Origin of the sequence: Acidaminobacter sp. JC074, from assembly GCF_022496765.1 — a bacterium.
Classification (GTDB): Bacteria; Bacillota; Clostridia; order Peptostreptococcales; family Acidaminobacteraceae; genus JABXKX01.
The window spans coordinates 32530-55205 of sequence record NZ_VANV01000017.1 but is presented as its reverse complement, the minus strand read 5'-3'; the positions used below and the strand labels follow the sequence as shown (position 1 = coordinate 55205).

Genomic DNA, 22676 nt, shown 5'->3' with positions numbered 1-22676 from the left:
TTTTTTACTTTTCAACTACTGGAATCCAGAGTTCGCATACATAATCATCTGCTTGAGGGTTACCCGGCAAATAAAGTTCAAACTCAGGTGACATAGCATGTTCATAGTTGGTTGCTGGGAACCATTCGTTATAAACTTGCTTAGTGACTTCTTGTAGTTTGTGTGGAAGAGGCCCCTTTGCTTCAAATACGGCATAGGTCGCTTCTGGTACCTTAAGGACCACTGTGTCTTCTAGATCTGCTGTATTGCCATCTACTGCGATAAGGTACTTAAACTCCTCAACCTTACTATCGTAGCCATAACATACACCATAAGAAGTTTCTTTACCTGCCATCAGCTGTTCGAAAGACCCGTTAGCCATGCATTCTTGCCAGAATGCAGGTATAATCATAAAGTTCTCTCCATTTTTTGAAGTAACATCCTTTGAGAATCCTACTAAGTTAAATGCTTCTTTTCTTTCAATTCTATAATTCATCCTATATGCTCCTTTGATTTCAATTTTAAATGAAAGCGGTGGTACTGCCTTCAAGTTATAACCTTGATTTCTTACTTTTGATGGTGATACACCATGTAGTTTTTTAAAAGCTTTAGAGAACGATTCAGGTGTTTCATAACCATATTTATAGGCAATATCTATTATCTTATCTTTACTTGTTGTTAAATCAGTTACAGATAAGGATAATCTTCTTAATCGGACATACTCAGACAAGTTCATGTCTGTAAGCGCTTTAAATGTCCTAAGAAAGTGATATTTGCTACAAAGAGCTATTTTTGCCACTTGGTCGTAATCGATGTCTTTTAAAATGTTTTCCTCTACATAAGAAAGTGAATCATTTAGTGCTTTGAACCAGTTCATATACTTCATCCTTTCATCTATATCTTATCTAATATTATATCAAAAATCCTGTCTTCTATTGCTCGCTTTGGACAGATTACTAAAATTATCTGATAATTTAACTTGACAGGTATAGAAAAATGGCGTATTATTTTGTGTAAGGAATCGATTTCCTATTTTTTAGACTTTTGGTGGAAAGGTTTCCATGGGATTTAGATATTTTTTTTATAAACTAAGGAAAGGTTTCCATAAATATAGATCGTGAGGGTAATGTGAGTTCAATAAGAGATGTAGCCAAATTAGCAGGTGTAGGTGTAGGAACAGTATCAAGGGTGACAAATAACTCTGGTTATGTTGCTGAACAAACTAGAAAAAAGGTTGAGGCGGCTATTAAAGAGTTAGGATATGAGCCTAACGAAATGGCTAAAAGCTTGATTGCTAACAACTCAAAAATTATTGCATTGATACTGCCAACAATCCATCATCCTTTATTCAGTAAATTTGCATATCATGTGGAGCAGGTTCTAAATGCCAATGGTTATAAACTCCTAATATGTAACTCAAACTTTGAAGTAGAAAAGGAACTAGAGTACATTAAACTCTTAAATAAAAAAGTAATTGGTGGCATAATTTTTATCACAAATAGTAATATCAATGATTATTTATCAGAAAACTTACCGATTGTAACCATTGATCGTCACTTAAGTAATGAAATGATATATATATCTTCAGATAACTACGCAGGAGGACGTCAAGCAGCCAAACACTTACTTTCTAAGGGTTGCTCAAACTTGGGTTTTCTAGGTGGTTTCCCAAATGTTGAGACAGAAGTACATAAAAGAAAACAAGGCTTCAATGATTTCTTAACAGATAAGAATATCCCTTATACTTCTTTTGAAGAAGAAGATGTTATAGAAGACTTTGATAAATACATCGAGCAATTCTGGAATAAACACAGTAGTTTAGATGGTGTCTTTGCTGTTACAGACATTCTAGCTTATAAACTTATTAACTACTTACATAGTATTGGTAAGAAAGTACCGGAAGATGTAAAAGTAGTTGGTTATGACGGCATAGATTTATTTGACATATCACAAACTAAGTTAACGACAATAGTTCAACCAATAGACATTATGGGTGAAGCAGCAGCAGAAAGTGTGATGAATATCGTTGAAAAGAAAAAAGTAAAACATAAATATATTTTACCAGTTGAGTTAAGACAAGGAGAGAGTACTTAATGAATAAAGATAAGTTCAAGCATTATAAAATTGATGAATGGACAGTTAGTGAAGTAGATTTGGATTTTAATTATCTTAATAAATCTGAAACTCTATTTTCACAGGGAAATGGCTACCTGTCAGTTAGAGGTGGTTTTGAAGAAGTCTACTATGGAGAGCAAAGAAACACATTTGTCTCTGGTGTTTTTAACACCGTACAAGGGGAGCATGAAGTAGCTGAACTTGTAAATATTGCTGATTTTACCAATACAGAAATTTATGTAAATGGTGAAAGATTTGTTATGAACCCTTACAACACTAAATCATATAAGAGGCAGATGAACTATCAGACTGGTGAGCTAAAAAGAACCCTTGAATGGACTACCAGAGATGGTATAGATCTTAGTATTGAGTTTAAGAGATTTGTTTCATTAGAAGATAAGCATCTACTATGTGCTTCAGTGAGTCTTTTAGCTAATAAGCCATGTCAAATCACTATAGTAAAGTCAATTAATGGTATGGTGACTAATCATGGTGCCAGTCACTTTGAAGCTGGCGAAATGAAGTATGAAGCTAAAAAGATTGGTCAGTTTAACCAAACGACCACACAGAGTCAAGTAACCGTTTCTATCAACAGTATTTCAAATGCATATTTAAACTCAGCGTTTGTGGAAAGCTTTCCTCAAAAGACGATTGGACGTCGAGACTTGGTATCAAAATACAACTTTGATTTAGAAGAAAATCAAGAACTTGTTCTTGAAACAATTTCAAATGTCTATACAGATAGAGATTTAGACCATGAACCACTAAATGATGTTGGGCTAAATCAATTAATAGAAGTCTCGAACTGCAGATATGATTATTTTTATGACTTAAATAAAATAGCATGGCAAAAGTTCTGGGACTTACATGATATAAGAGTTGAATCAAATGATGTGATTTATCAATTGAACATCAGGTTTGCACTATACCATCTAAGACTGATGACACCTGTTCATGACAATAGAATGGGAATCGGTGCAAAAGGTTTTACTGGTGAAGACTATAAAGGTCATTCATTCTGGGATACAGAAATCTTTATCTTGCCATTCTGGATTATGTCAGATCCTGAAGTTGCTAGAAATCTATTAATTTATAGATACAAGCTCTTAAATAGTGCCAAAGAAAAAGCACAAAGAAATGGCTATCTTGGTGCTATGTATCCTTGGGAATCTGGTTGGATTACTGATTTAGAATGTACACCTGAATGGGGAAATATTGATGTAGTAACCAATAAACGAGAGCCAATTTGGACAGGAAAAAAACAGATTCATATAACAGCAGACATTATTTACGCCATGATGCAATATGTAAAAATGACAGGTGATCAAGGTTTCCTAGACGATTATGGCTATGAAATGATTTATGAAACCGCTAAGTTTTGGACTTCTAGATTAGAATACAATCAAGAAAAAGATCGTTATGAAATCTTAGATGTGATTGGACCTGATGAGTACTGTGAGCATATTGATAATAATGCTTTTACAAACTACATGTGTTATTGGAACATTGAATTAGCTGTTCAAACATTTGAAAAAGTAGATATAAAAAAGTATGGTCAAGATTCAGACTTAGAACAAATGAAATCTATCCTTAAGAAGATTTATATACCAGCATCTGATGAAACAGGTTTAATAGCGCAAGATGATTCATACTTAAATTTAAGCGAATTTCCAGAGTTACAAAGATATAAGTTTGAAGAAAAGCCACTGGCAATTTTCAAGAAGTACAGCATGGTTCATCTACATGATTATCAGGTAAGTAAGCAAGCAGATATGGTGATGTTGATGCTTATCTTAAAAGATAAGTTTTCAAATCAAGAGATCTTAAGAAACTTTGATTATTATGAACAAAGAACCTTACATGATTCATCATTAAGTTATTCGATGCATGCAATATTAGCAGGCCAACTCAATATGCCATATTACAAAGATATGTTTGAAAAAGCCTTAGAAGTGGATCTTAATGATGATGCTCAAATTGCCAAAACAGGTATACATGCTGCTTCAATAGGTGGTATATGGCAAAACTATGTATTTGCATTAGCAGGTATAGGGTATTATGATGGCAAGCTATCTATTGATCCTAAAATGATTGATACTATTGATCAAATAACGTTTAAATTATTCTATAAAGGAGAGCTTCTTTCATTTAAGGTTACTGAGAGGTCAGTTGATATAGAAAATTTATCAAGACAAAATGAATTAGAAGTATATATTATGAACAAAGCTTACACTTTAATTGAAAGTTTAAGCATAGAATTGGAGTAAATATGACTAGAAAAGAGCAACTGGTAAAAGTGGGTGCTGCCAAGAACTTTTGGTCAACTTATGATGTTGAAACTTTAGATATCCAGTCCTTATATATGAATGATGGCCCTCATGGTGTCAGAGCAACAAATAGCTCTGACATCATTGTTACAGATAATGAGCTTTCGACTTGCTTCCCTACAAGTAGTGCTATGGCATCCTCTTGGAATAAAGAGCTTATCTACTCGGTAGGCCAGGCAATTGGTAAAGAGGCAAGGGCTAATGGTATACAGGTTCTTTTAGGACCAGGTGTCAACTTGAAACGTTCACCTGTAGGCGGAAGAAATTTTGAATACTATTCTGAAGATGTTACATTAACAAGTGAAATTGCCTCAAGTTTTGTAAAGGGTGTTCAGTCTCAAGATGTGGCTGCTTGTTTAAAACACTATGTATTAAATGAACAAGAAGTTGAACGTATGACAATCAATTGTATAGTGGATGAGTATACCTTATATAATACTTATATTAAGACCTTTAGAGATATTATAAATGAAGCTTCACCAATGATGATTATGTCATCATACAACAAGGTGAACGGACAAAAAGTTACTGAAAGTAAGTACCTTTTAAATGATATTTTAAGAGATAAACTGGCCTTTAAAGGGACCATTGTCTCCGATTGGGGGGCTGTAGAAAACCCAGTTCAAGCCCTTAATGCAGGTGTCGATTTTGATATGCCTTTTATGGGGGAGTATCAAACCAAAGACATTCTTGAAAGCGATCTTTCAGAAAAAACTTTAGAAGAACGTTATCAGAGAATATATGAGATGACAAGCAAGCTTTCCTTTGACAAGTTAGATGTTGATTACGAAGTTCATCATAAACTTGCACAAAAGGTAGCCGAAGAATCCATTGTATTATTGAACAACAAAGATAAATTATTACCTCTATCTTCTGATAAAACAATAGGTATTGTTGGTGACTTCTTTAAGAAACCAAGAATACAAGGAGCAGGTAGTTCGAAGGTAAAAGCTTATAAGATATCGGATTTTGAATCAAGCTTAGTTAAGCGACAAGTGGAATTCGAGTACTTTGATAAAAATGATTCATCTGGCATAGAAGATTTTGCAAAAAAACATGATTACCTAATTTATTTCACTGGACTTAACGAGATGGATGAGAGTGAAGGTGTTGACCGATCAAGTATTACATTAGCAGATGATGAAAACATGATGATTAATCAATTATATGATCTGAATAGTGACCTAATTGTTGTATTAAACAATGGTACTGCAGTAGATTTTGATAGAATGGGTGATATCAATACTTTGATTGAGGTATGGCTTTCAGGTCAAGCTATTGGAGAAGCTTTCTGGAACATCATGTATGGTGATGTAAATCCTTCGGGTAAATTGTCGGAAACATTTCCACTTTCTAAGGATACACATCCTGTTCTAAAGGTAAATCCTTATGAAGTCTTATACTCAGAAGGTTCATTACTTGGTTATAAGTACTACGATTATTACGAGAAAGATGTAAGGTTTCCATTTGGTTATGGTTTAAGTTATTCTGAGTTTAGTATAAGCGATATTGATATGAGCCTTAATGAAACTGGTATTTCAGTCACTTATACCATAGAAAACATTTCTGATATAGATGGGGCCGAAGTTGTTCAAATCTATTATGGACAACGTAACAGTGATTACAAAACACCTGTAAAGGATTTGATAGCTTTTGAAAAAATATTCTTAAAAGCAGGTGAGAAAAAATCTATCGATCTTGAAATACCTATTGAAAAGTTTGAGAAGTATGATTTGAAGTTATGTGACTACTACCTTTCAAATATGGAGATTTTACTTTCGCTTGGAACATCTAGTAGAGATATTATTTATACTAAAGAAGTTTCTATAGAAGCTTCAAAAGAATATAAGTTAGCTGAACTAAATAAGTTGGGATTTGACTCAATATGCAAAGATTTTTACAACAATCAAGTCACTCGTGCGGCATTTGTGGAAAGCTTTTCATATCTGCAAGAAAGAGACTTGTTTGATATCATTTTAGATATGCCACTTAACTTGATTTACAGGTTGTTTCCTGATTTAATCCCCTATGAAAAGGTAGCAAAGCTTATGAAACTTGTTAATGAACAGAAAGAGGCGTTTATATGATAAAAGCAGTTGTATTTGACTTAGATGGTGTTCTTTTAGATACATCGAGTTATCACTTTGAAGCATGGTGTGAGATGGCAAAAGAGCTAGATATTCATCTTGAAGAGAGCTTTGAGCCAAATCTTAGGGGGGTGTCAAGAATGGAATCTCTTAAAAGGATACTAAAACATGCTGGTAAGTTAGATCAACATGAATCAGAAATGACACAACTAGCAACAAAGAAGAATAATATATATCTAGAGAAAATAAAACACTTAAATGTAGATTCACTTTATGAAGGTACTATAGATCTATTGGCTTATTTACAAGATAAAGGGATAAAGATTGGTCTTGCCAGCGCTTCGAAAAACGCTGAAGGTATTGTGACTGCGACTGGTATAAAAGAGTATTTTGATTATATTGTAGATCCATCTTTAGTACCTAATGGAAAGCCAGATCCTGACGTATTTTTGGATGCTATGATTCATATTGGCTCAAGACCTCATGAAACAATAGGTGTTGAAGATTCTAGTGCTGGTTTAGATGGTATCAATGATGCTGGTTTTATCTCTGTAGGTATCGGTGATACTGCCTTACTAAGTCAAGCCATGTTTGTCTTTAAAGACACCAAAACTTTTTCAGATAAGATAAAAGAGATGCCTTTTAATTTTCTTTAGGAGCAGAAATGGAAAGACAAGTAGAAAACAATGTAATTAATAATCCAGTAAATATCCATCAAGTATGTGATGTTCAGTTTGCGATTTCTTCGAAAATAGTCAAGTCAATAAAGCTTGAACTAAACTCAAAAGGAAAACTAGTTGTCAACATTCACGGGTCTTCAGGAAGTGGTAAATCAGGTGTTGCAGCACTTGTTGCTGACAGATTAAATGCATTTGGTATAAAGACATGTTTATTAAATGGAGACCATTATCCTAGAAGGATTCCTATAGTAAATGATGCAGAACGTTTAAGAGTTTACAGAGAAGCTGGTATGACGGGACTTATAGATGCGTCTCTTTATTCAGAAAAAGTTCAGCAAATTTTGAATCACTTAATGCATGACCATCAAGATGCCAATCCCGACTTATCTGAAAAATTTAAATGGATAAAGATTTATCAAATGTCTGGAAGAAAGGCTTTAGAGAGCTACTTAGGCACTTCTTATGAACAAGACTTTCATAGGGTTAATCAGATTATAAAGGGATTTAAAGAAGGTGACAGGGATGTATACCTCAAGCATATGGGGACAAGCATAAATGATATAAGTTTTCACAAGGTTTCCTTTGAGAAAACTGAAGTCCTCATATTAGAATGGACACATGGCAATAGTCAATATCTTAAAGGCATAGATATGTCAGTACTTTTACATGTTACACCAAAAGAATCACTAAAAAATCGTTTGAAGAGAAATAGAGATTCTTTTATTGGAAGTCCTTTTACAGATATGGTCATTGACATTGAAAGGGACCAAATCTATACCGAACTTTATAAATGTCACTTGATATTTGATCAGGTTGGTAATGCCTTATCTTTAAAGGATGTTTCATTAAATAGAAGGGCTTATGGTTAGAGGATGTAAAGTGAAATATGCAGAGCTGAAGTGCATATGGATCTTAAAATAAAGTATTAAAATTTCAGCATAAAGGTTAATATAATGACTTAATGGGTAAGTTTATTATAGGGTGTGTGGAATGCTTTCCATGACATTTATAGGAGGGAAAAATGAAAAAATTATTGGTAATGTTAATGATCTTAACGCTTGCAGTAGGAATGATTGCATGTTCAAATGACAAGGCTGAAGAAAATTCACCTACAGAAGTAACAATTTTAGGAACAATCAAATCTGAAATTGGTGAAGAATTTGAAGCAGCTTTAGATATTTACAATGCATCACAAAGTGATTATCTTGTTAAAGTTGTTCCAATGGACGGACAAAATGCATTCGAGAAAATGACATCACTTTATGCATCTAACAATGCACCTACAATCATGGTTATGGGTCAGGAAATGGCTGATTTTAAAGATAAATTATTAGATGTATCTCAAGCGGAGTTTTCGAAGTTGGCTTATGCAGGTACACAAGACAATGCAACTCATGATGGCAGAGTATTAGGTATGCCAGTGACAGTTGAAGGTTTTGGTTTACTATATAACAAAGCAGTTTTAGACGAAGCAGTTGGTGGTGACTTTGACCCTGCTACAATTAAGACAAGAGATGACTTAGAAAACTTATTCAAGCAAATTGAGTCAATTGGTAAAAAAGCGATTCACTTATCACCTATGGATTGGTCTTTAGGTGCTCACTTATCAAATAAGATGTTCACAACTCAATCTGAAACGCATGAAGGTCGTGTGGCATTTTTAGAAGGTGTTAAAGATGGCTCTGTTGATTTAGCATCTGATACTGGCTTTAACAACTGGGTGGATACTTTTGACTTATTAATGAAGTATAACAGCAATATTGAATCACCATTAAGTGCTGATTACGATCAAGGTTCTGTAGCATTAGGTAGCGGAGAAGTTGGTTTCTGGTTTATGGGTAACTGGGCATATGGTCCTTTAGTAGGTGTAGACCCAGAAGGTACCTTTGGTATTATGCCAGTACCAGTAAGTAATGAGGTTGATGCATATGGTAACTCTCAAATCTCTGTAGGTGTACCAATGTACTTTGTAATTGACCAAGAGCAGTCTTCAGCAGAAGAACAAGCTGGTGCGATTAATTTCTTAAATTGGATTGTTACATCTAATGAAGGTCAAGATTACTATGTAAATAAAATGAACTTTATTCCTGTATTTGATGAATTCAATCAAGAACCATCTGATTTTATGTCTAAAACCATTATGGAATACACAGCTGCAGGGCAGACTTTAGAGTGGGTAAACATGTTATATCCAGCTGATGCATGGCCAGCAATGGGTGCATCTATGCAAAAATACTTAGATAGTAAAATTGACAGACAAGGCTTAGCAGAAGAATTTATGGCTTACTGGACAGAACAATAGAATTAGCCTGCTTAGGCAGGCTAACTTTTAGATGAGAGGAGATAACTTTTGAATAGGAAGCATGAATTGAAATCATTCTTAACTTTTGGTTTGATTCCTTTGTTGGCATTCATCTGTGTATTACTCATACCTTTTTTAAATGGTTTAGTACTTACTTTTACAGACTGGAATGGCTTTGAAATGAATGAGTTTATTGGTCTCGATAATTATATAGAAGCATTTAAGGATGAGTCGTTTTGGCATACAATGGGCTTTACATTCAAATATGTTTTCTTCACAGTTGTTACCACCAATATTGTCGCATTTGGTTTAGCCTTATTGGTTTCATCGCAGATAAAAGGAAGAAACTTTTTAAGATCCACTTTTTTCTTACCAAATCTTATTGGTGGTGTCATCTTAGGTTTTATATGGCAGTTCATTTTCGCAAGACTTCTAACATATGTAGGTTCTTCACTAGAGATAGAGTTTATTAAGTACTCTTGGCTGGTAGATCCAGACAAGGCCTTTTGGGCAATGATTCTTGTTAGTGTATGGCAGATGTCTGGTTATATGATGATCATCTATATTACAGGTCTCACAAGCATACCAAATGATGTCTTAGAAGCATCATCTATAGATGGTGCAACAAAAATGAGACAGTTGTTTTCAATTAAGATACCATTAATGATTCAATCATTTACTATATCTATATTCTTAACAATAAAGAACAGCTTCATGGTATATGATGTTAACCTTGCATTAACCAAAGGTGGGCCTTACAGAGCGACAGAGCTGGTAACAATGCATATTTATAATGAGTCTTTCCAATATCACAATTACGGTACTGGTCAGGCCAAAGCAGTAATACTATTTCTTATTGTAATGGCAATATCATTAACACAAGTGTTCTTAACAAAACGATTGGAGGTTGAGTCATAATGAAAAAATCAAAAAACTTAATCCTCTATATAGTTGGTGGATTACTTGCTGTTTTTTATATCTTCCCATTTTTATTGATCTTATTAAATGCATTTAAAGAGAAGAGTGATATCATAAAGAGTCCACTTGGTTTACCTGAGACTTTCTCTTTTGATAATTTTGCTGAGGCCATGGAAAAGATGGACTTCTTTAGAGCAATCGGTAACTCATTCTTGATTACTATAATAGGTGGTTTGGTCTTGATATTCTTTGCATCCATGTTTGCATATTATTTATCAAGAAGTAAGAGCAAGTTTTCTAAAGTAATCTTCTTCATTATGGTTGCCTCGATGATTATACCATTTCAAGCTCTCATGGTGCCTTTTGTGTCTATCTATGGCAAGCTTGATATGTTAAACTCTAGAGCTGCTTTGATTTTTTTCTACTTAGGATTTGGTATTAGTTTATCAACATTCTTGTATCATGGTTTTGTAAAAAACATTCCAGTAGCTATTGATGAAGCTGCCAGAATTGATGGCGCGAGCAATCTTCAGGTCTTCTGGTTGATTATATTTCCGATGCTTAAGCCTGTTACAGCGACTGTATCGATTATCAACGCTCTTTGGATATGGAATGATTTCTTATTACCATCTTTAGTATTACACAGTGAATCAAGAACACTCCCGCTTTCTACATTTGTCTTTTATGGTAAATATACTTCTAACTATGGTTTAGCTATGGCTGGTCTTGTACTTTCGGTGATACCAATTATAGTATTCTATTTAATTATGCAAAAGCAAATCGTAAGTGGTGTCTCAAATGGTTCAATTAAGTAACTGCCTATATGGCAGTTTTTTGCTTTCTCTGTTTATGTTAGTCTTTGCATTATCACATTTTTCTTGAAGAGTATGCATAAATCTAATAAGATGGTAATAGCGAGGTATATATGAAAACACTAATATGGGATTTAGATGGGACTTTGGTAGACTCATATGAGAGAATTACTAAGGTAACACAAGAAGTATTAAAGCCTTATAGGGCTTTTACTATTGAAGAAATTCACAATAAAGTCATTGAGACATCAGTGGTCTCTTTTGTGACAAATCAAGCTGAAGATTTAGGTCTAGATATCAATGAGCTTTTTATTCATTATAAAGCTCTGACTGATCAAATTGCCGCGAGCGACTATAAGCTTATAGAAAATGCTAAAGAAGTATTAAAGCATTATCTGGATTTGGGCTGTAAACATTACATCTATACCCATAGGGGTTTATCAACCTATGATATTCTAGAAGCTCATGGTATAAGAGAATGGTTTGTTGACATCCTTACAAGTGATGACGGTCTTAAAAGAAAGCCTGATCCTGATGCACTCAATTATTTAATAGAAAAATACTCTTTAGACAAGGAAGAGACCTATTATATAGGTGATCGTTCCTTAGATGTATTATGCGGTAAGGCTGCAGGGCTTAAGACAGTCTACATTGGAAAGGATAAGACCATTGATGCAGATGTGGTAGTTTCAGAAATTAATCATATAAAACGATATATTTCATTTTAATGAAATAAGATGTTTTTTTGAAACTTTTTGTATCTTATGAAGTATAATAATATAAGAGAATATTAGATAAAGGACGGGCTATGAGGTATCAGACAGAATTATATGTAAAAAAGAGAAAAAGCAATAAATGGATCACACTATTTATAGTCGTTTTACTTCTGTGGGGAACAGTAATCATAACAGATTATTATAGAACAACTTACCGCTATGAGAAACCAATGTTTACAATAACTGATAAGAACGGTGCAGATGTAAATGGATCTGGCAAGTATTTGGGATTAGGTTATTCAGTTGATTTAATAGGTAATTTTACTTCTGAATCTGAACAAGTCAAATCTGCTGATTTCTATTTGTTTGGCATGCTATTAAAGCAAGTGGAGAATGACCAGTGATAAAGGGGATACTTCTTGATTCGGGTAGAGTTTTAAATCATTCTGCCAGCGGGCACTGGTTTATCACACCAAATTTTTTTGATCATGTCAATCAGAAGACCTTTGAATCCTTATCCAAGAAGCAGATAAGAGATGCCTTTATACAAGGACTTATGTATATAGACAAGCAAAAGGTCATATTGGATAAAGACACAGAATATAAGCATTTTATCAGATGTTATGAAATCTTTCTGGATGCACTTCCTGTTCTAAAGGACAGAGATAATCAAGCAGAAGACTTAGCTCGTGAGTTGGTCTACAATCCTGAAAAGTATGTCTTTTATAAAGATGCCAGGCCATTTTTAGAAGCCAATAAGTCTTATAAGATGGCTGTTGTATCAGATGCTTGGCCTTCTTTAAGAGATGTTTTTATGCACGCTGATTATACTAAATACTTTGATTCTATGGTAATATCATCAGAAATTGGTGTATGTAAACCATCTTCTATGATGTATCAGCAAGCTTTGACAGACTTAAATCTTAAGCCAGACGAAGTTATTTTTGTAGATGACAGACCAAAGAACTGCCTAGGTGCTGAGAAACTAGGGATAAAGAGCTACTTACTTTCAAGACACTGGTCAAACTATTTGGTTCATAAGTTTAAGTACAGACAGTTGACTGTCATTAACAGTTTAATTAAAATAACAAACCTTTAATCCAAAAACAGCAAATGCTGTTTTTTTTTAATATCTGGAAATTGGGGTATATAGATAAAAAGGAAGTGATTTTATGACGTTTAAAAATGTTAAACTAAGGAATAAAATCATAGTTCTAGCATTATTCATTATACTTGTCTTTACAGCACTTATCGCATTTTATATTATACCAACGGTTTCTAACATCATTGAGGAAAGGACTATGGTTAAATTGCGGGAATTGACTGATTTACCTTATTCAGAGATGCAAAGACAGTTCGCCCTTTATGAGTCAGGTGAAAAAACACTAGAAGAAGCCCAAAATGATGTACTTGATTTCACAAGAAATCTCAGATATTCGGAAGTTGAGTATTTCTGGGTTAACGACATAGATGGTTTAATGTTGATGCATCCAATTGCAGATCAGTTGGTCGGAAACAATGTACTTGGCCTTGAAGATGCAGATGGCAAGCTTTTTTTCCAGGAGATGATTGATACCGTTAAATCAAATGGACAGGGTATCGTCAGATATCAATGGCCAAAACCTGGTAAAGAAGAGCCGCAGCCAAAGATTTCATTTGTTAGAGGTTTTAAGGAATGGGACTGGGTTGTTGGTACAGGTGTTTACGTAGATGATTTACAAGAAATTAAAAATGATATCTATGGAAATGTAATCGTTATATCTCTTGTCATTATTGTATTTTCATTTGGTTTGATTATGCTTATAGTGATTCCTTTAAACAAGACACTAAGAGACATCATTGTGCATACAAACCAGTACAAGGATTTAGACTTCAGAGAGCCAATTGGTATTACCAGCAAGGATGAACTGGGTAAGATTTCAATGGCCTTTGACAAGGTTAGCGAAGGTCTAAGAGAACTGCTTCAAAACATGATTGAGACATCAGAAGAACTGACGCGTGATGCCATGACCATGGCAGGTGACGTGGCGGTACTAGAAGACTCATCCGATAAGACTTTATCATCAACAACTGATATCTCTGCTGTTATTGAGCAGACAACAGCTGCAACCCATACCGTTGCCAATACAGTCGATGAGATTAAAGATGCCATTACTGTTGTGGCTGAAAAAGCAACAGAAGGTGCAGATCAAGCCAGTGATGTCAGTAAAAGAGCCCTTCAACTTAAAGAAGACGCTGTACATTCTAAAAAGAATGCAAATGATATGTATTTAGATGTAAAAGAAAGATTGGCAGTAGCCATAGAAGACGCTAAGGAAGTCTCTAAGATCAGTCAATTACTAGATGAAATTCTTAATATCACATCACAAACCAATTTACTTGCCTTAAATGCGTCCATTGAAGCTGCTAGAGCAGGAGAAGCTGGTAGAGGTTTTGCAGTGGTAGCAGATGAAGTTGGTAAGTTAGCAGAAGCCTCAGCCAATATGGTTGAAGACAGTCAAAGAACCGTTGAAGGTATACAGAAATCTGTAAATACCCTTATTGCTGATGCCAATGGTATTTTAGAATTTATGGACTCAAAAGTAATGGCTGATTATGATAAGCTAAGTGATATTGGTGATAGGTACACAAACGATGCTGATATCTTTAATGGCATCATGATGGAGTTAAGTGCCATTTCAGAACAGTTGACCTCATCCATTGATTCAATTGCACATAATATGCATGAAGTCCAGGATGCAACCGCACAGGAATCAAGTGGTGTTGAAAACATTCTACTTATGACACAGGACATTACAGAGAAAACAAAGCATGTTAATGAAATCATTCAGATGAACATCAAGATGATTGAAGAGTTACATGAGTTGATTAATAAGTTTAAAATTTAGCCATTTATGGCTATTTTTTTTATCGGAATTGCCATTTATTGATACATCTTATTTTATTTGTTATAATTTTTATAAATAGATGAAATTTTCTGAATATTAATAAGGGGGCATTATGTACTACAGATTTTCTAAGTTGTCAAAAACTGTGATAGTCATAAATATACTTGTTTCATTAGGTATGTCTCTTTTCTTTGCCTATAGCATAATCAAATACTTAGGTACAGCTTTTAGTTTTGAAAATCTATTATCAGGTGGTGGTTTTATTAAAGAAGATGCAATGATACTTACCGAAAGCGGTGCAAGGTCTTACGCGGGCATCTTGACGGCTTATCAACTCTTGTTCTTTGCCAATGTATCTGCTTTGATTATGCTTATTTATTATGCCAGAACAAACAGCTTCTACGCAGGTTTTGCCTCTGCTTTTATCTGTATGTTTACAACCTTCTTTGGTGGTATTTCTTTATTTGCAGCTTTCTTTTCTAAAAGAAGAGAAGTAAAGACAGATACCAAAGATTACAAAGGCAGTTCGGAATGGTCTAAGTACATTCACAATCGCCTTAAAGGTGATCGGTATGGTTCTTATTATACACGTTAAAAATTTTGAAACCGTAGTTACGGTTTCTTTTAAGTTGTAGCGTTATTTGTGATAAAATAAGCATAAACTGGGGGAACATATGCATTTATTAGATTGGTTTATTAAAAGAAAGATACCAAAAGACATTGAGAACTACAGCTACAAGGTTATGCATATCACGGATACACCAGATATGACCTTCGGCTTTTTAGAGACAATCATAAGGCTGGTTTCACCTGATATGATTGTTCATACAGGTGATTTTGTAGATAACTACAAGCTTGAACTTTCGAGAAAAGACATAGATATATATGAAAGAAGGATACAGTCTTTACTTAGAGTTTTAAGAAGTAACAATAAGAAGCATATTGTCATGTGTCTTGGCAATCATGACGATGAAGAGATCGTAATGAAATACCTAGAAGAGGATGAAGTGCTTTGCAGGAATAAGACCATGAAGGTTAAAGACATAAGACTATCTATGGCACATTTATATCAAGCATGTTCAAAGGAAGCCGATATCTGTTTATTTGGACACTCTTATGACCAAGTGACAGAGTTTGGTAAGAGAATTCTTTTAAATGGTTTAGATGGTGTCTATGTAATAGACGCTCATTCTAAGGATATTGCAATGATTTCTTATCCTAAGGATACAGATGATTACAGGCAGAGAAAGTTTAAGATAGGACTGTGAGGTATTAATGAATATTGTAAGAGAAGCGCCTAAACATTTAGTGGTTGAGAGTGATAACTGTGAGAATTTGATTCAATCACTGGATCATGTATTTAAGTTAAGAATGGTCATCAGTCATTCTGAGGATATGTACGATGCTTATCTAAATATGATTTCTCTCTTTGATGAAGGTATGACCATTATTCTGGTGACAGATAAAATGAAGTCTAATTTGTCTATTGCAGGTGGCGATGTTGTCTATGTCGCTGCCATTGAAAGGGATTGTGAAGATGTCTTGATTGAGCTTGTCAGATTAAAAGGTGACATTCAGATTAAAGATATTAGGGCGACGCCAAGAATGATACTAATGAGGACGACGGGTGACCAAGACAAGTATATAGAGGCCGTTCAAAAGGATATACAGGGAGATCTGATCCTTTCTGACCATATCAATGAAAAGTTTGGTTCAGGAACCATCATCATGTTCACAGAAAAAAGACTTAATCTTCCTCTGGGCTTACAGGACTTTTTTAGTCAGGCCATTTATACAAGTCAGTCTTCAAATAACTTGATTAAGTTTTTAGGTAATCATACTGTTAAGTATGTCAACGCAGGTTTTGAGAACAAGGATTGGCAGGAGCTTGTCATTAAAATATACGATGCAAAGGAGCAATACTACCTTCATTACAAACGTTTGGCCATGGTCCTTGATGAGTTAGACTGTGGACTTATTTTAGGTGAGTCATGGGGGAAAGATGCTGCACTTGTATTTCTGAGTGTTGGTGTCTATCAGGTGCGCTTATTTACCTATATGGACATCAAGGAAATAAAGAAAATAGCCTTTGGCTTGGAATATGATTTAGAAGGTAATCGTTTAGTAGACTATGACTTGTATACTAAGAGAAAGAAACATTCTTGGTCTGAAGTCAGAAGAGAAGAACTCTATAGAAGAGAAGAACTTGGTGTTTATTATAGGAAAAAACTCATGAATGACTTAAGTGAAGATGTTCTTTTTGAACTCATGGCCTTAGAACGCCAAATAGATGACTAATACTTTCGATTTTCGGAAGTATTTTTTTGCAATCTGTTATATAATAAACTATATGCGCTTTTATGGGGGGAACATGTTACTGACGATACGATTAATTGCTGATATGGTTCATATAGCAATGATGTTATATATTTGTGTAATGATATTTGATGTATCATTCAATCAAGAAAGAAGAAAATGGATGGCTACTTCGACATTCATTATTTTTTTCGTAATGACTTTTAAGTCTTACCTTCAACTGGATTATCCTTTGATGGGTAGAAGTTTAGAGATGTTTCTTTTGATCATCATGGCCTTGTGTGTAAGAAGGCTTGTTAACAGATCCTTGGGTGAATCTTTGGCACTTTCTTTTGTGGTGATGATTATTGCTGCACCGGTCTATTTTATAGTGACTTTATTTTGGATGAGATCAGATGGTATTCATGCTACCTTTAGATACTTAGAAATGATAACTTCTATTGGTTTGATTGTTTTCTATGGACTTATAATGCTTGCACTTACCTCGCGCTTCAAAGGTATGATTAAAAATGTACTTAGAAAGTTAATTATTAACTTTAGAGTACAGCTTATTGCAACTTACATATTTATGAGTTTATCAGTTTTAGGTTCTGACTTAATAGAGTTACATCTAGATTCTACCGGTCACTATATGGTGATGCTGGGGCTTTCTTTCGGTGTTATGGGTTTACTTGTTACTTTTGTCTTGATAAATCGCCAAAGAAAGGTTCATGATATTTTGGATAAGAAGTTTAAGATGTTAGAATTTCAGTCTAAGACAGTAGATGACATGCTTTCAAATCTTTATCACGAAGAAAAAGATGATGCATATCTTCAAGCTATGCAAGCTTTAAAAGACTTAAAACATCCAGTATTACAAGGCCTATTAATGACACATGTTCAAATAGCAAAAAAAATGAAGTCAAAAATAGACTTTCATTTTGAAACAGATTTTCAGCATGTTCATATGGATGACTTGCAGATGGCTAGAGCTATTGGCGTGCTTGTTGACAATGCTTTAGAAAGTGAGTCGAAACTAGTAAAGGTATTCTTGACTGAAAAAGATGGTGCGAAATATTTTAGAGTTGAAAACACTTACAAGACTCTAAAAATAGAAAAAGGCCAGTGGCTGTCCACTAAAGGTAGAAATCGAGGACAAGGTTTAAAGAGTCTGCAGGCCCTACTAGATATACACCCTAACATGTCACTTGAGACTCAGGTAACTGAGACGCATGTCATAAAAGAACTAAAATTCAAAGAGGTTTAAAATGGATTACGTTATCATATTTTTAATCGCTTTAGTAGGTGTCTTTAAACACTTACTTATGCTTTTATTATCCTTACATTTATGTGATGGTAAAATAAATAAAAATAGATTTTCAATATTGGTATGGGCAGTACTCTTATCAGTTATTGAAACGGTGGTTCTTGAAGCAACCATGGGAGAAAAAATATATCTGATTCAGCTGATGGGTTATTTACTCTACGGTTTTGTCGTTTACACTTATGGAAGAAAGACATTTTATTATGGCTTGTCCATGACCTTTGTTGTAAGAACTCTTAAACTACCAATTTCGATATTAAGTGCTTCAATTGCTGGTTACTATAGTCTGACCAGTCATTTAGGTATGCTCTTAGCGACCTTGTTAACTGTCTTGTTTATGTATATCTTGTATGATTTGTTACAAAAGGGCAAGTTATCAGGTATTCAGTCTTTCATCGTCAAGTTTAATAGGACCATCTACATGTACATATGTGCCTTTTATATCTCTATAGGTGTAGTCATACCGTATATTGTGACCTTAATCGTTGAAAGAAGATTGGGTTACTTGTACTTTGGTACTGTGTTTAATTTTGCCATACTAGGGATGCTTCTTGTTTTTATCATAGTCTATATTGGTGCGCAGAGGTCTTACGTTAACAAGTCAAATACTTTAAGAGCCTATTTAGAGAAACATGGTGAGTTCCTTGAAGCGTATGATCACTACTCTAAGCTTGTTATACCTAGTCACTTGATGGATGAGTTAAATAAAATAAATCAGGTTTATCTTAAGACTATCTTCTTCAGAAAAATTGGCGAGTCAGTTGATAAAAAAGAAGATTTATCTATAAAACTGATAGATTGTGATTCTTTAAGCTCAAGACAAGATGTTCTCATAGAATACATTGATTATGTATTAAACACCGCGAGTGGCAATCAGTCTATAGAACTTGTTCATAAGGATTCATATCAACTGATTGTTAAATCGGATCAGATAAACAGTAGGGACCTTAACTTACCTAGATCTAATGAAATTGGATATGAGCTAATTAAGGCATCAGATGGTCTTACACAGATTGTAACATTCGTTTAAGACATTATTTAAGGGATATAAGCATATTAGAAAAGGGAGGCAACATGAAAAATCTTTGGACGTCGATATTTGTAAAAAACATGGATGAGTCGGTTAAGTTTTATCACGAGATTCTTGGTTTAGAAATGGATCGAAGGTATTCACCAGGTCCTGGCATGGAAATCGCCTTTTTAGGAAAAGGTGAAACTAAATTTGAGCTTATGTGTCAGGAAGGATTTGAAGTCAGTCACACTGCTTCTGTTTCAACTGGCTTTCAAGTGGCCTCACTTGAAGAAAGCTATCAGCAGATGAAAACTTTAGGTGTTAAAATCGCGACGGAGCCATTTTCGCCATCACCTTATATTTCATTTTTCTTTATAGAAGATCCAGATGGCTATAGGATTCAGTTGGTTGAGTTAAAATAGCTTTGGAAAGTTTCTATAAATCTTAAAATTACTTATATGTTTAATTACTATTTTTCTTATGATGGCTTTACGGTATAATAGGCCTAATAGGGGGATATCATGAATAAAAGAAAAGATTATATATCATGGGATGAGTACTTTTTAAGTGTGGCATTGGTGTCTGCAATGAGAAGTAAAGACCCAAACACACAAGTTGGTGCTTGTATCGTTGATAATGAAAATAAAATAGTCAGTATTGGTTACAATGGCTTTCCTGTAGGTTGTTCAGATGATGAACTGCCATGGGATAATGAAGGCGGTTTCTTAGAAACCAAGTATGCATTTTCCTGTCATGCAGAGCTCAATGCTATTTTAAACTCGAGCCGTTCAAACCTTAAGGGCTGTTCAGTATATACAACACTTTTTCCTTGTAATGAATGTGCCAAAGCCATTATACAGTCAGGGATAAGTGAAATTGTCTACTTGTCTGATAAGTATGCAGACACTGATATTGTCAAAGCTTCAAAGCTTATGTTAAATAAGTCAGGTGTCAAACTTAGAAAATTTGAAAGCACTAGAGAAGGTGTATTTCTGTCATTTGATGAAAATGATGTTTAAACTGGTCGATTAGACCAGTTTTGTTTTTGTCTAAGTAATGGTCAAATAAGTACATATATAATATACTTAGCTTAATGAAAGGAGATATGTATGAATTGTGATTTTTGTGGAGACATCTTAGAAGGTGATGAAAAAATATGCCCATCCTGTGGAAGGCCTGTCAAGTCTGCCATTATAAAAGAAGCAAGAGAAGTAAATAGACCACAGGAAAATAGAAAAGGGATACCGAAATTAATTGTCATTTTAGCACTTTTATTTATGACACCAATTGGCCTTATTCTTATGCCATTTTCTGATTTTTCGAGAAAAGTAAAAACGATTTTTTTTATAGTAATAGGTGCATGGATCATACTGTCAGTCTTTTTGATGTTCATACTGTCAGCCAATGTTATGGTTTAATAATGTGTGATGTATAGCAATTAGGGTATATAATAGCTGAGGTGATTTGATGAGTTTAAAAACTTCAGTTAAAAAAAGTCTAAGAGGTGCCATTGAGGCTGTAGACATATATCCACTGGTTATTATTGGTGCCGCAATATTTACATTAACGACTATGGTACGTATTCAAATGGATATAGAAAGGGACACTACTGCTTTTCTATTTGATTGTATCCAAATGTCACTTGCCTGTATGATTTCATACAGTCTGTTTTCAACGGCCTTATTTAAGAAATTGAATAAATCTATTCTTATGAGTCATGTATCAAGTCTATCAGTTTTACTGGTAGCTTTCCTGGCTCTTTTTATGTTTTCAAGACCTACAAGCGATGCCTATACACGTATGCGGGTTACTGATATTGCAACTGCAAGGATTTTTATATGGATATCTGCTTGCTTTTTAGCCTATATTGTTTTCTCAGCTAGAAAGTCATTCAGTATCTCTTTCTTTGTCTTTTTGAAAGCACTTGCCATAGCCTTTATTTATGGGTCCGTTTTGATGAGTGGAACCACAGGTGTTGCTGGTGCTGTACAGGGTCTCTTGTACAATGATATGAGCGAGAAAGTCTACATGCATTTATCAGCTCTGGTATTATTTACTTCCTTTACAATATTTATTGGCTCTTTTCCTTCATTAGATTTAGAAGGTCATGATCCAATCAGGCTAACTTTTGAGAAAAAACCTAATTTTATCAAAATCTTATTTACCAATATTATGATTCCTATTATAGGCGCTTTAACACTGGTATTACTTCTATGGATTGGCAAGGCCTTGTTAGGAGACTGGCCTAACTTTAATACCGTTATGGGTATAGTGATTTCTTATGCGATTTTTGGTATATTTCTCTACTTGATGGTTTTACCAGGTCAGGACAAGATAGGTGATATGTATAAGAAACTCTTTCCATTTGCCAGTATTCTTATTCTTTTATTTGGTGTCTACGCTTTTACAAGACATATAAGTCAAGAGGCCTTTAGGGGGCAAGAGTATTATTTTATATTGGTTATTTTGACTTCACTGGTCATTATGATTTTGATGCTAGTAAAAAAGGACAAGTCACAGAATGTCATCCCTTTTCTAGTTATGTTTTCAATGGTCGTATCCGTTTTGCCGATGATTGGTTATCACCAATTACCTGTAAATCTTGAAGTTGATCGATTGGCCTCTGTTTTGGAAGACCAAGGTATATTGGTGGATGGTGAAATAATCGGGAATTCTAGTATCGGAGATGACTTAAAAGGAGAAATTACAGAGTCTGTAGATTATTTGGTCTATTCAAGAGATGCTGATTTACCGGAGTGGCTAAGCAGAGATTTGAAAGAGCAGGACTACTTTGAGGATACTTTTGGCTTTGAAAGAACATGGCATAAAAGAGAGTTTAATGATGATTATGTCTATCTTCATTTAAGGCCAAGCAGTCATAGTATTGAAGGTTATGATTATGCAGTATATCTAGAACATTCAAAAGCTTCTTTCATGGGGGAAAAAGGTTGGTATGATCTTCAGTGGATAAATGACAGCCCTTCTGGTATCAAGATTTATTTAGACGATAGGCTGATTTTAGAAGATTACCTTGAGGATTATTTTATAGCCTTAGACCAAGTAGGGTCAAAAGAAGGTGGTAAGATTGAAGACTTGTCTTATAAACTTGAGTCTGATGAAATAGACATATTGATGGTTTTTCAATATGCTTCCTTTAGAAGAGACGATGACGATTCAAATTATGCAGAGGTAAAAGTTATCTATATAAAAGAAAAATAAGC

At 34.3% G+C, this 22676-nt stretch carries 22 protein-coding genes; 21 read left to right on the top strand and 1 reads right to left on the bottom strand.

What is annotated here, in order from left to right; genetic code table 11:
• Positions 1-4: 4 nt before the first annotated feature.
• Positions 5-856: an AraC family transcriptional regulator gene (locus EZV73_RS18910; protein WP_240841971.1), complete on the bottom strand. Its 852-nt coding sequence runs from the start codon at positions 854-856 to the stop codon at positions 5-7.
• Between the two features lie 251 nt (positions 857-1107).
• On the opposite strand from EZV73_RS18910, the gene EZV73_RS18905 reads away from it, so the two are divergent.
• The 21 genes from EZV73_RS18905 to EZV73_RS18805 all read left to right on the top strand — a co-directional run bounded on the left by EZV73_RS18905 (position 1108) and on the right by EZV73_RS18805 (position 22674).
• Complete coding sequence (locus EZV73_RS18905) at positions 1108-2073, top strand: LacI family DNA-binding transcriptional regulator (protein ID WP_240841970.1); 966 nt, start codon at positions 1108-1110, stop codon at positions 2071-2073.
• A complete protein-coding gene (locus tag EZV73_RS18900) occupies positions 2073-4361 on the top strand; it encodes a glycoside hydrolase family 65 protein (protein ID WP_240841969.1) in 2289 nt (762 codons plus the stop codon). Before EZV73_RS18905 ends, EZV73_RS18900 begins: the two co-directional genes overlap by 1 nt.
• A gap of 2 nt (positions 4362-4363) precedes the next feature.
• On the top strand, positions 4364-6508 hold the full coding sequence (locus EZV73_RS18895; protein WP_240841968.1) for a glycoside hydrolase family 3 protein: 2145 nt from the start codon (positions 4364-4366) through the stop codon (positions 6506-6508).
• Positions 6505-7164, top strand: coding sequence for a beta-phosphoglucomutase (gene pgmB, locus EZV73_RS18890; protein ID WP_240841967.1), 660 nt, complete (start codon positions 6505-6507; stop codon positions 7162-7164). Before EZV73_RS18895 ends, pgmB begins: the two co-directional genes overlap by 4 nt.
• A gap of 8 nt (positions 7165-7172) precedes the next feature.
• Complete coding sequence (locus EZV73_RS18885) at positions 7173-8057, top strand: adenylylsulfate kinase (RefSeq protein ID WP_240841966.1); 885 nt, start codon at positions 7173-7175, stop codon at positions 8055-8057.
• 152 nt (positions 8058-8209) lie between these two features.
• Positions 8210-9490: an ABC transporter substrate-binding protein gene (locus EZV73_RS18880; protein WP_240841965.1), complete on the top strand. Its 1281-nt coding sequence runs from the start codon at positions 8210-8212 to the stop codon at positions 9488-9490.
• A gap of 48 nt (positions 9491-9538) precedes the next feature.
• Positions 9539-10408, top strand: coding sequence for a carbohydrate ABC transporter permease (locus EZV73_RS18875; protein ID WP_240841964.1), 870 nt, complete (start codon positions 9539-9541; stop codon positions 10406-10408).
• Positions 10408-11223, top strand: coding sequence for a carbohydrate ABC transporter permease (locus tag EZV73_RS18870; protein ID WP_240841963.1), 816 nt, complete (start codon positions 10408-10410; stop codon positions 11221-11223). Before EZV73_RS18875 ends, EZV73_RS18870 begins: the two co-directional genes overlap by 1 nt.
• A 110-nt stretch (positions 11224-11333) precedes the next feature.
• Positions 11334-11948: an HAD-IA family hydrolase gene (locus EZV73_RS18865; RefSeq protein WP_240841962.1), complete on the top strand. Its 615-nt coding sequence runs from the start codon at positions 11334-11336 to the stop codon at positions 11946-11948.
• 80 nt (positions 11949-12028) lie between these two features.
• Complete coding sequence (locus EZV73_RS18860) at positions 12029-12340, top strand: hypothetical protein (RefSeq protein ID WP_240841961.1); 312 nt, start codon at positions 12029-12031, stop codon at positions 12338-12340.
• The gene (locus EZV73_RS18855; RefSeq protein ID WP_240841960.1) at positions 12337-13035 is read left to right on the top strand and encodes an HAD-IA family hydrolase; all 699 of its coding nucleotides are present in this window, start codon (positions 12337-12339) and stop codon (positions 13033-13035) included. Before EZV73_RS18860 ends, EZV73_RS18855 begins: the two co-directional genes overlap by 4 nt.
• 73 nt (positions 13036-13108) lie before the next feature.
• Positions 13109-14824 (top strand): methyl-accepting chemotaxis protein, encoded by a 1716-nt coding sequence (locus tag EZV73_RS18850; protein ID WP_240841959.1) that lies wholly within the window; start codon positions 13109-13111, stop codon positions 14822-14824.
• 112 nt (positions 14825-14936) lie between these two features.
• A complete protein-coding gene (locus EZV73_RS18845) occupies positions 14937-15419 on the top strand; it encodes a hypothetical protein (RefSeq protein ID WP_240841958.1) in 483 nt (160 codons plus the stop codon).
• A 79-nt stretch (positions 15420-15498) separates the two neighbouring features.
• Entirely contained in the window at positions 15499-16092 is a 594-nt protein-coding gene (locus EZV73_RS18840; RefSeq protein WP_240841957.1) for a metallophosphoesterase, read from the top strand.
• A 7-nt stretch (positions 16093-16099) separates the two neighbouring features.
• Complete coding sequence (locus EZV73_RS18835) at positions 16100-17122, top strand: hypothetical protein (protein ID WP_240841956.1); 1023 nt, start codon at positions 16100-16102, stop codon at positions 17120-17122.
• Between the two features lie 73 nt (positions 17123-17195).
• On the top strand, positions 17196-18386 hold the full coding sequence (locus EZV73_RS18830; protein WP_240841955.1) for a GHKL domain-containing protein: 1191 nt from the start codon (positions 17196-17198) through the stop codon (positions 18384-18386).
• Between the two features lies 1 nt (position 18387).
• Positions 18388-19473, top strand: coding sequence for a hypothetical protein (locus EZV73_RS18825; RefSeq protein WP_240841954.1), 1086 nt, complete (start codon positions 18388-18390; stop codon positions 19471-19473).
• 44 nt (positions 19474-19517) lie between these two features.
• The gene (locus EZV73_RS18820) at positions 19518-19877 is read left to right on the top strand and encodes a VOC family protein (protein WP_240841953.1); all 360 of its coding nucleotides are present in this window, start codon (positions 19518-19520) and stop codon (positions 19875-19877) included.
• A 99-nt stretch (positions 19878-19976) separates the two neighbouring features.
• Positions 19977-20474, top strand: a complete 498-nt coding sequence (locus tag EZV73_RS18815; RefSeq protein WP_240841952.1) for a dCMP deaminase family protein — start codon at positions 19977-19979, stop codon at positions 20472-20474.
• A gap of 90 nt (positions 20475-20564) precedes the next feature.
• The gene (locus tag EZV73_RS18810; RefSeq protein WP_240841951.1) at positions 20565-20873 is read left to right on the top strand and encodes a hypothetical protein; all 309 of its coding nucleotides are present in this window, start codon (positions 20565-20567) and stop codon (positions 20871-20873) included.
• A gap of 49 nt (positions 20874-20922) precedes the next feature.
• On the top strand, positions 20923-22674 hold the full coding sequence (locus tag EZV73_RS18805) for a DUF4153 domain-containing protein (protein WP_240841950.1): 1752 nt from the start codon (positions 20923-20925) through the stop codon (positions 22672-22674).
• Positions 22675-22676: the final 2 nt, after the last annotated feature.

Coding starts and splice junctions, on each gene's coding strand:
- EZV73_RS18835 (WP_240841956.1), top strand. CDS start 16,100: ATGAATATTGTAAGAGAAGCGCCTAAACATTTAGTGGTTGAGAGTGAT.
- EZV73_RS18850 (WP_240841959.1), top strand. CDS start 13,109: ATGACGTTTAAAAATGTTAAACTAAGGAATAAAATCATAGTTCTAGCA.
- EZV73_RS18895 (WP_240841968.1), top strand. CDS start 4,364: ATGACTAGAAAAGAGCAACTGGTAAAAGTGGGTGCTGCCAAGAACTTT.
- EZV73_RS18820 (WP_240841953.1), top strand. CDS start 19,518: ATGAAAAATCTTTGGACGTCGATATTTGTAAAAAACATGGATGAGTCG.
- EZV73_RS18880 (WP_240841965.1), top strand. CDS start 8,210: ATGAAAAAATTATTGGTAATGTTAATGATCTTAACGCTTGCAGTAGGA.
- EZV73_RS18815 (WP_240841952.1), top strand. CDS start 19,977: ATGAATAAAAGAAAAGATTATATATCATGGGATGAGTACTTTTTAAGT.
- EZV73_RS18825 (WP_240841954.1), top strand. CDS start 18,388: ATGGATTACGTTATCATATTTTTAATCGCTTTAGTAGGTGTCTTTAAA.
- EZV73_RS18910 (WP_240841971.1), bottom strand. CDS start 856: ATGAACTGGTTCAAAGCACTAAATGATTCACTTTCTTATGTAGAGGAA.
- EZV73_RS18865 (WP_240841962.1), top strand. CDS start 11,334: ATGAAAACACTAATATGGGATTTAGATGGGACTTTGGTAGACTCATAT.
- EZV73_RS18870 (WP_240841963.1), top strand. CDS start 10,408: ATGAAAAAATCAAAAAACTTAATCCTCTATATAGTTGGTGGATTACTT.
- pgmB (WP_240841967.1), top strand. CDS start 6,505: ATGATAAAAGCAGTTGTATTTGACTTAGATGGTGTTCTTTTAGATACA.
- EZV73_RS18805 (WP_240841950.1), top strand. CDS start 20,923: ATGAGTTTAAAAACTTCAGTTAAAAAAAGTCTAAGAGGTGCCATTGAG.
- EZV73_RS18845 (WP_240841958.1), top strand. CDS start 14,937: ATGTACTACAGATTTTCTAAGTTGTCAAAAACTGTGATAGTCATAAAT.
- EZV73_RS18810 (WP_240841951.1), top strand. CDS start 20,565: ATGAATTGTGATTTTTGTGGAGACATCTTAGAAGGTGATGAAAAAATA.
- EZV73_RS18885 (WP_240841966.1), top strand. CDS start 7,173: ATGGAAAGACAAGTAGAAAACAATGTAATTAATAATCCAGTAAATATC.
- EZV73_RS18830 (WP_240841955.1), top strand. CDS start 17,196: ATGTTACTGACGATACGATTAATTGCTGATATGGTTCATATAGCAATG.
- EZV73_RS18860 (WP_240841961.1), top strand. CDS start 12,029: ATGAGGTATCAGACAGAATTATATGTAAAAAAGAGAAAAAGCAATAAA.
- EZV73_RS18840 (WP_240841957.1), top strand. CDS start 15,499: ATGCATTTATTAGATTGGTTTATTAAAAGAAAGATACCAAAAGACATT.
- EZV73_RS18900 (WP_240841969.1), top strand. CDS start 2,073: ATGAATAAAGATAAGTTCAAGCATTATAAAATTGATGAATGGACAGTT.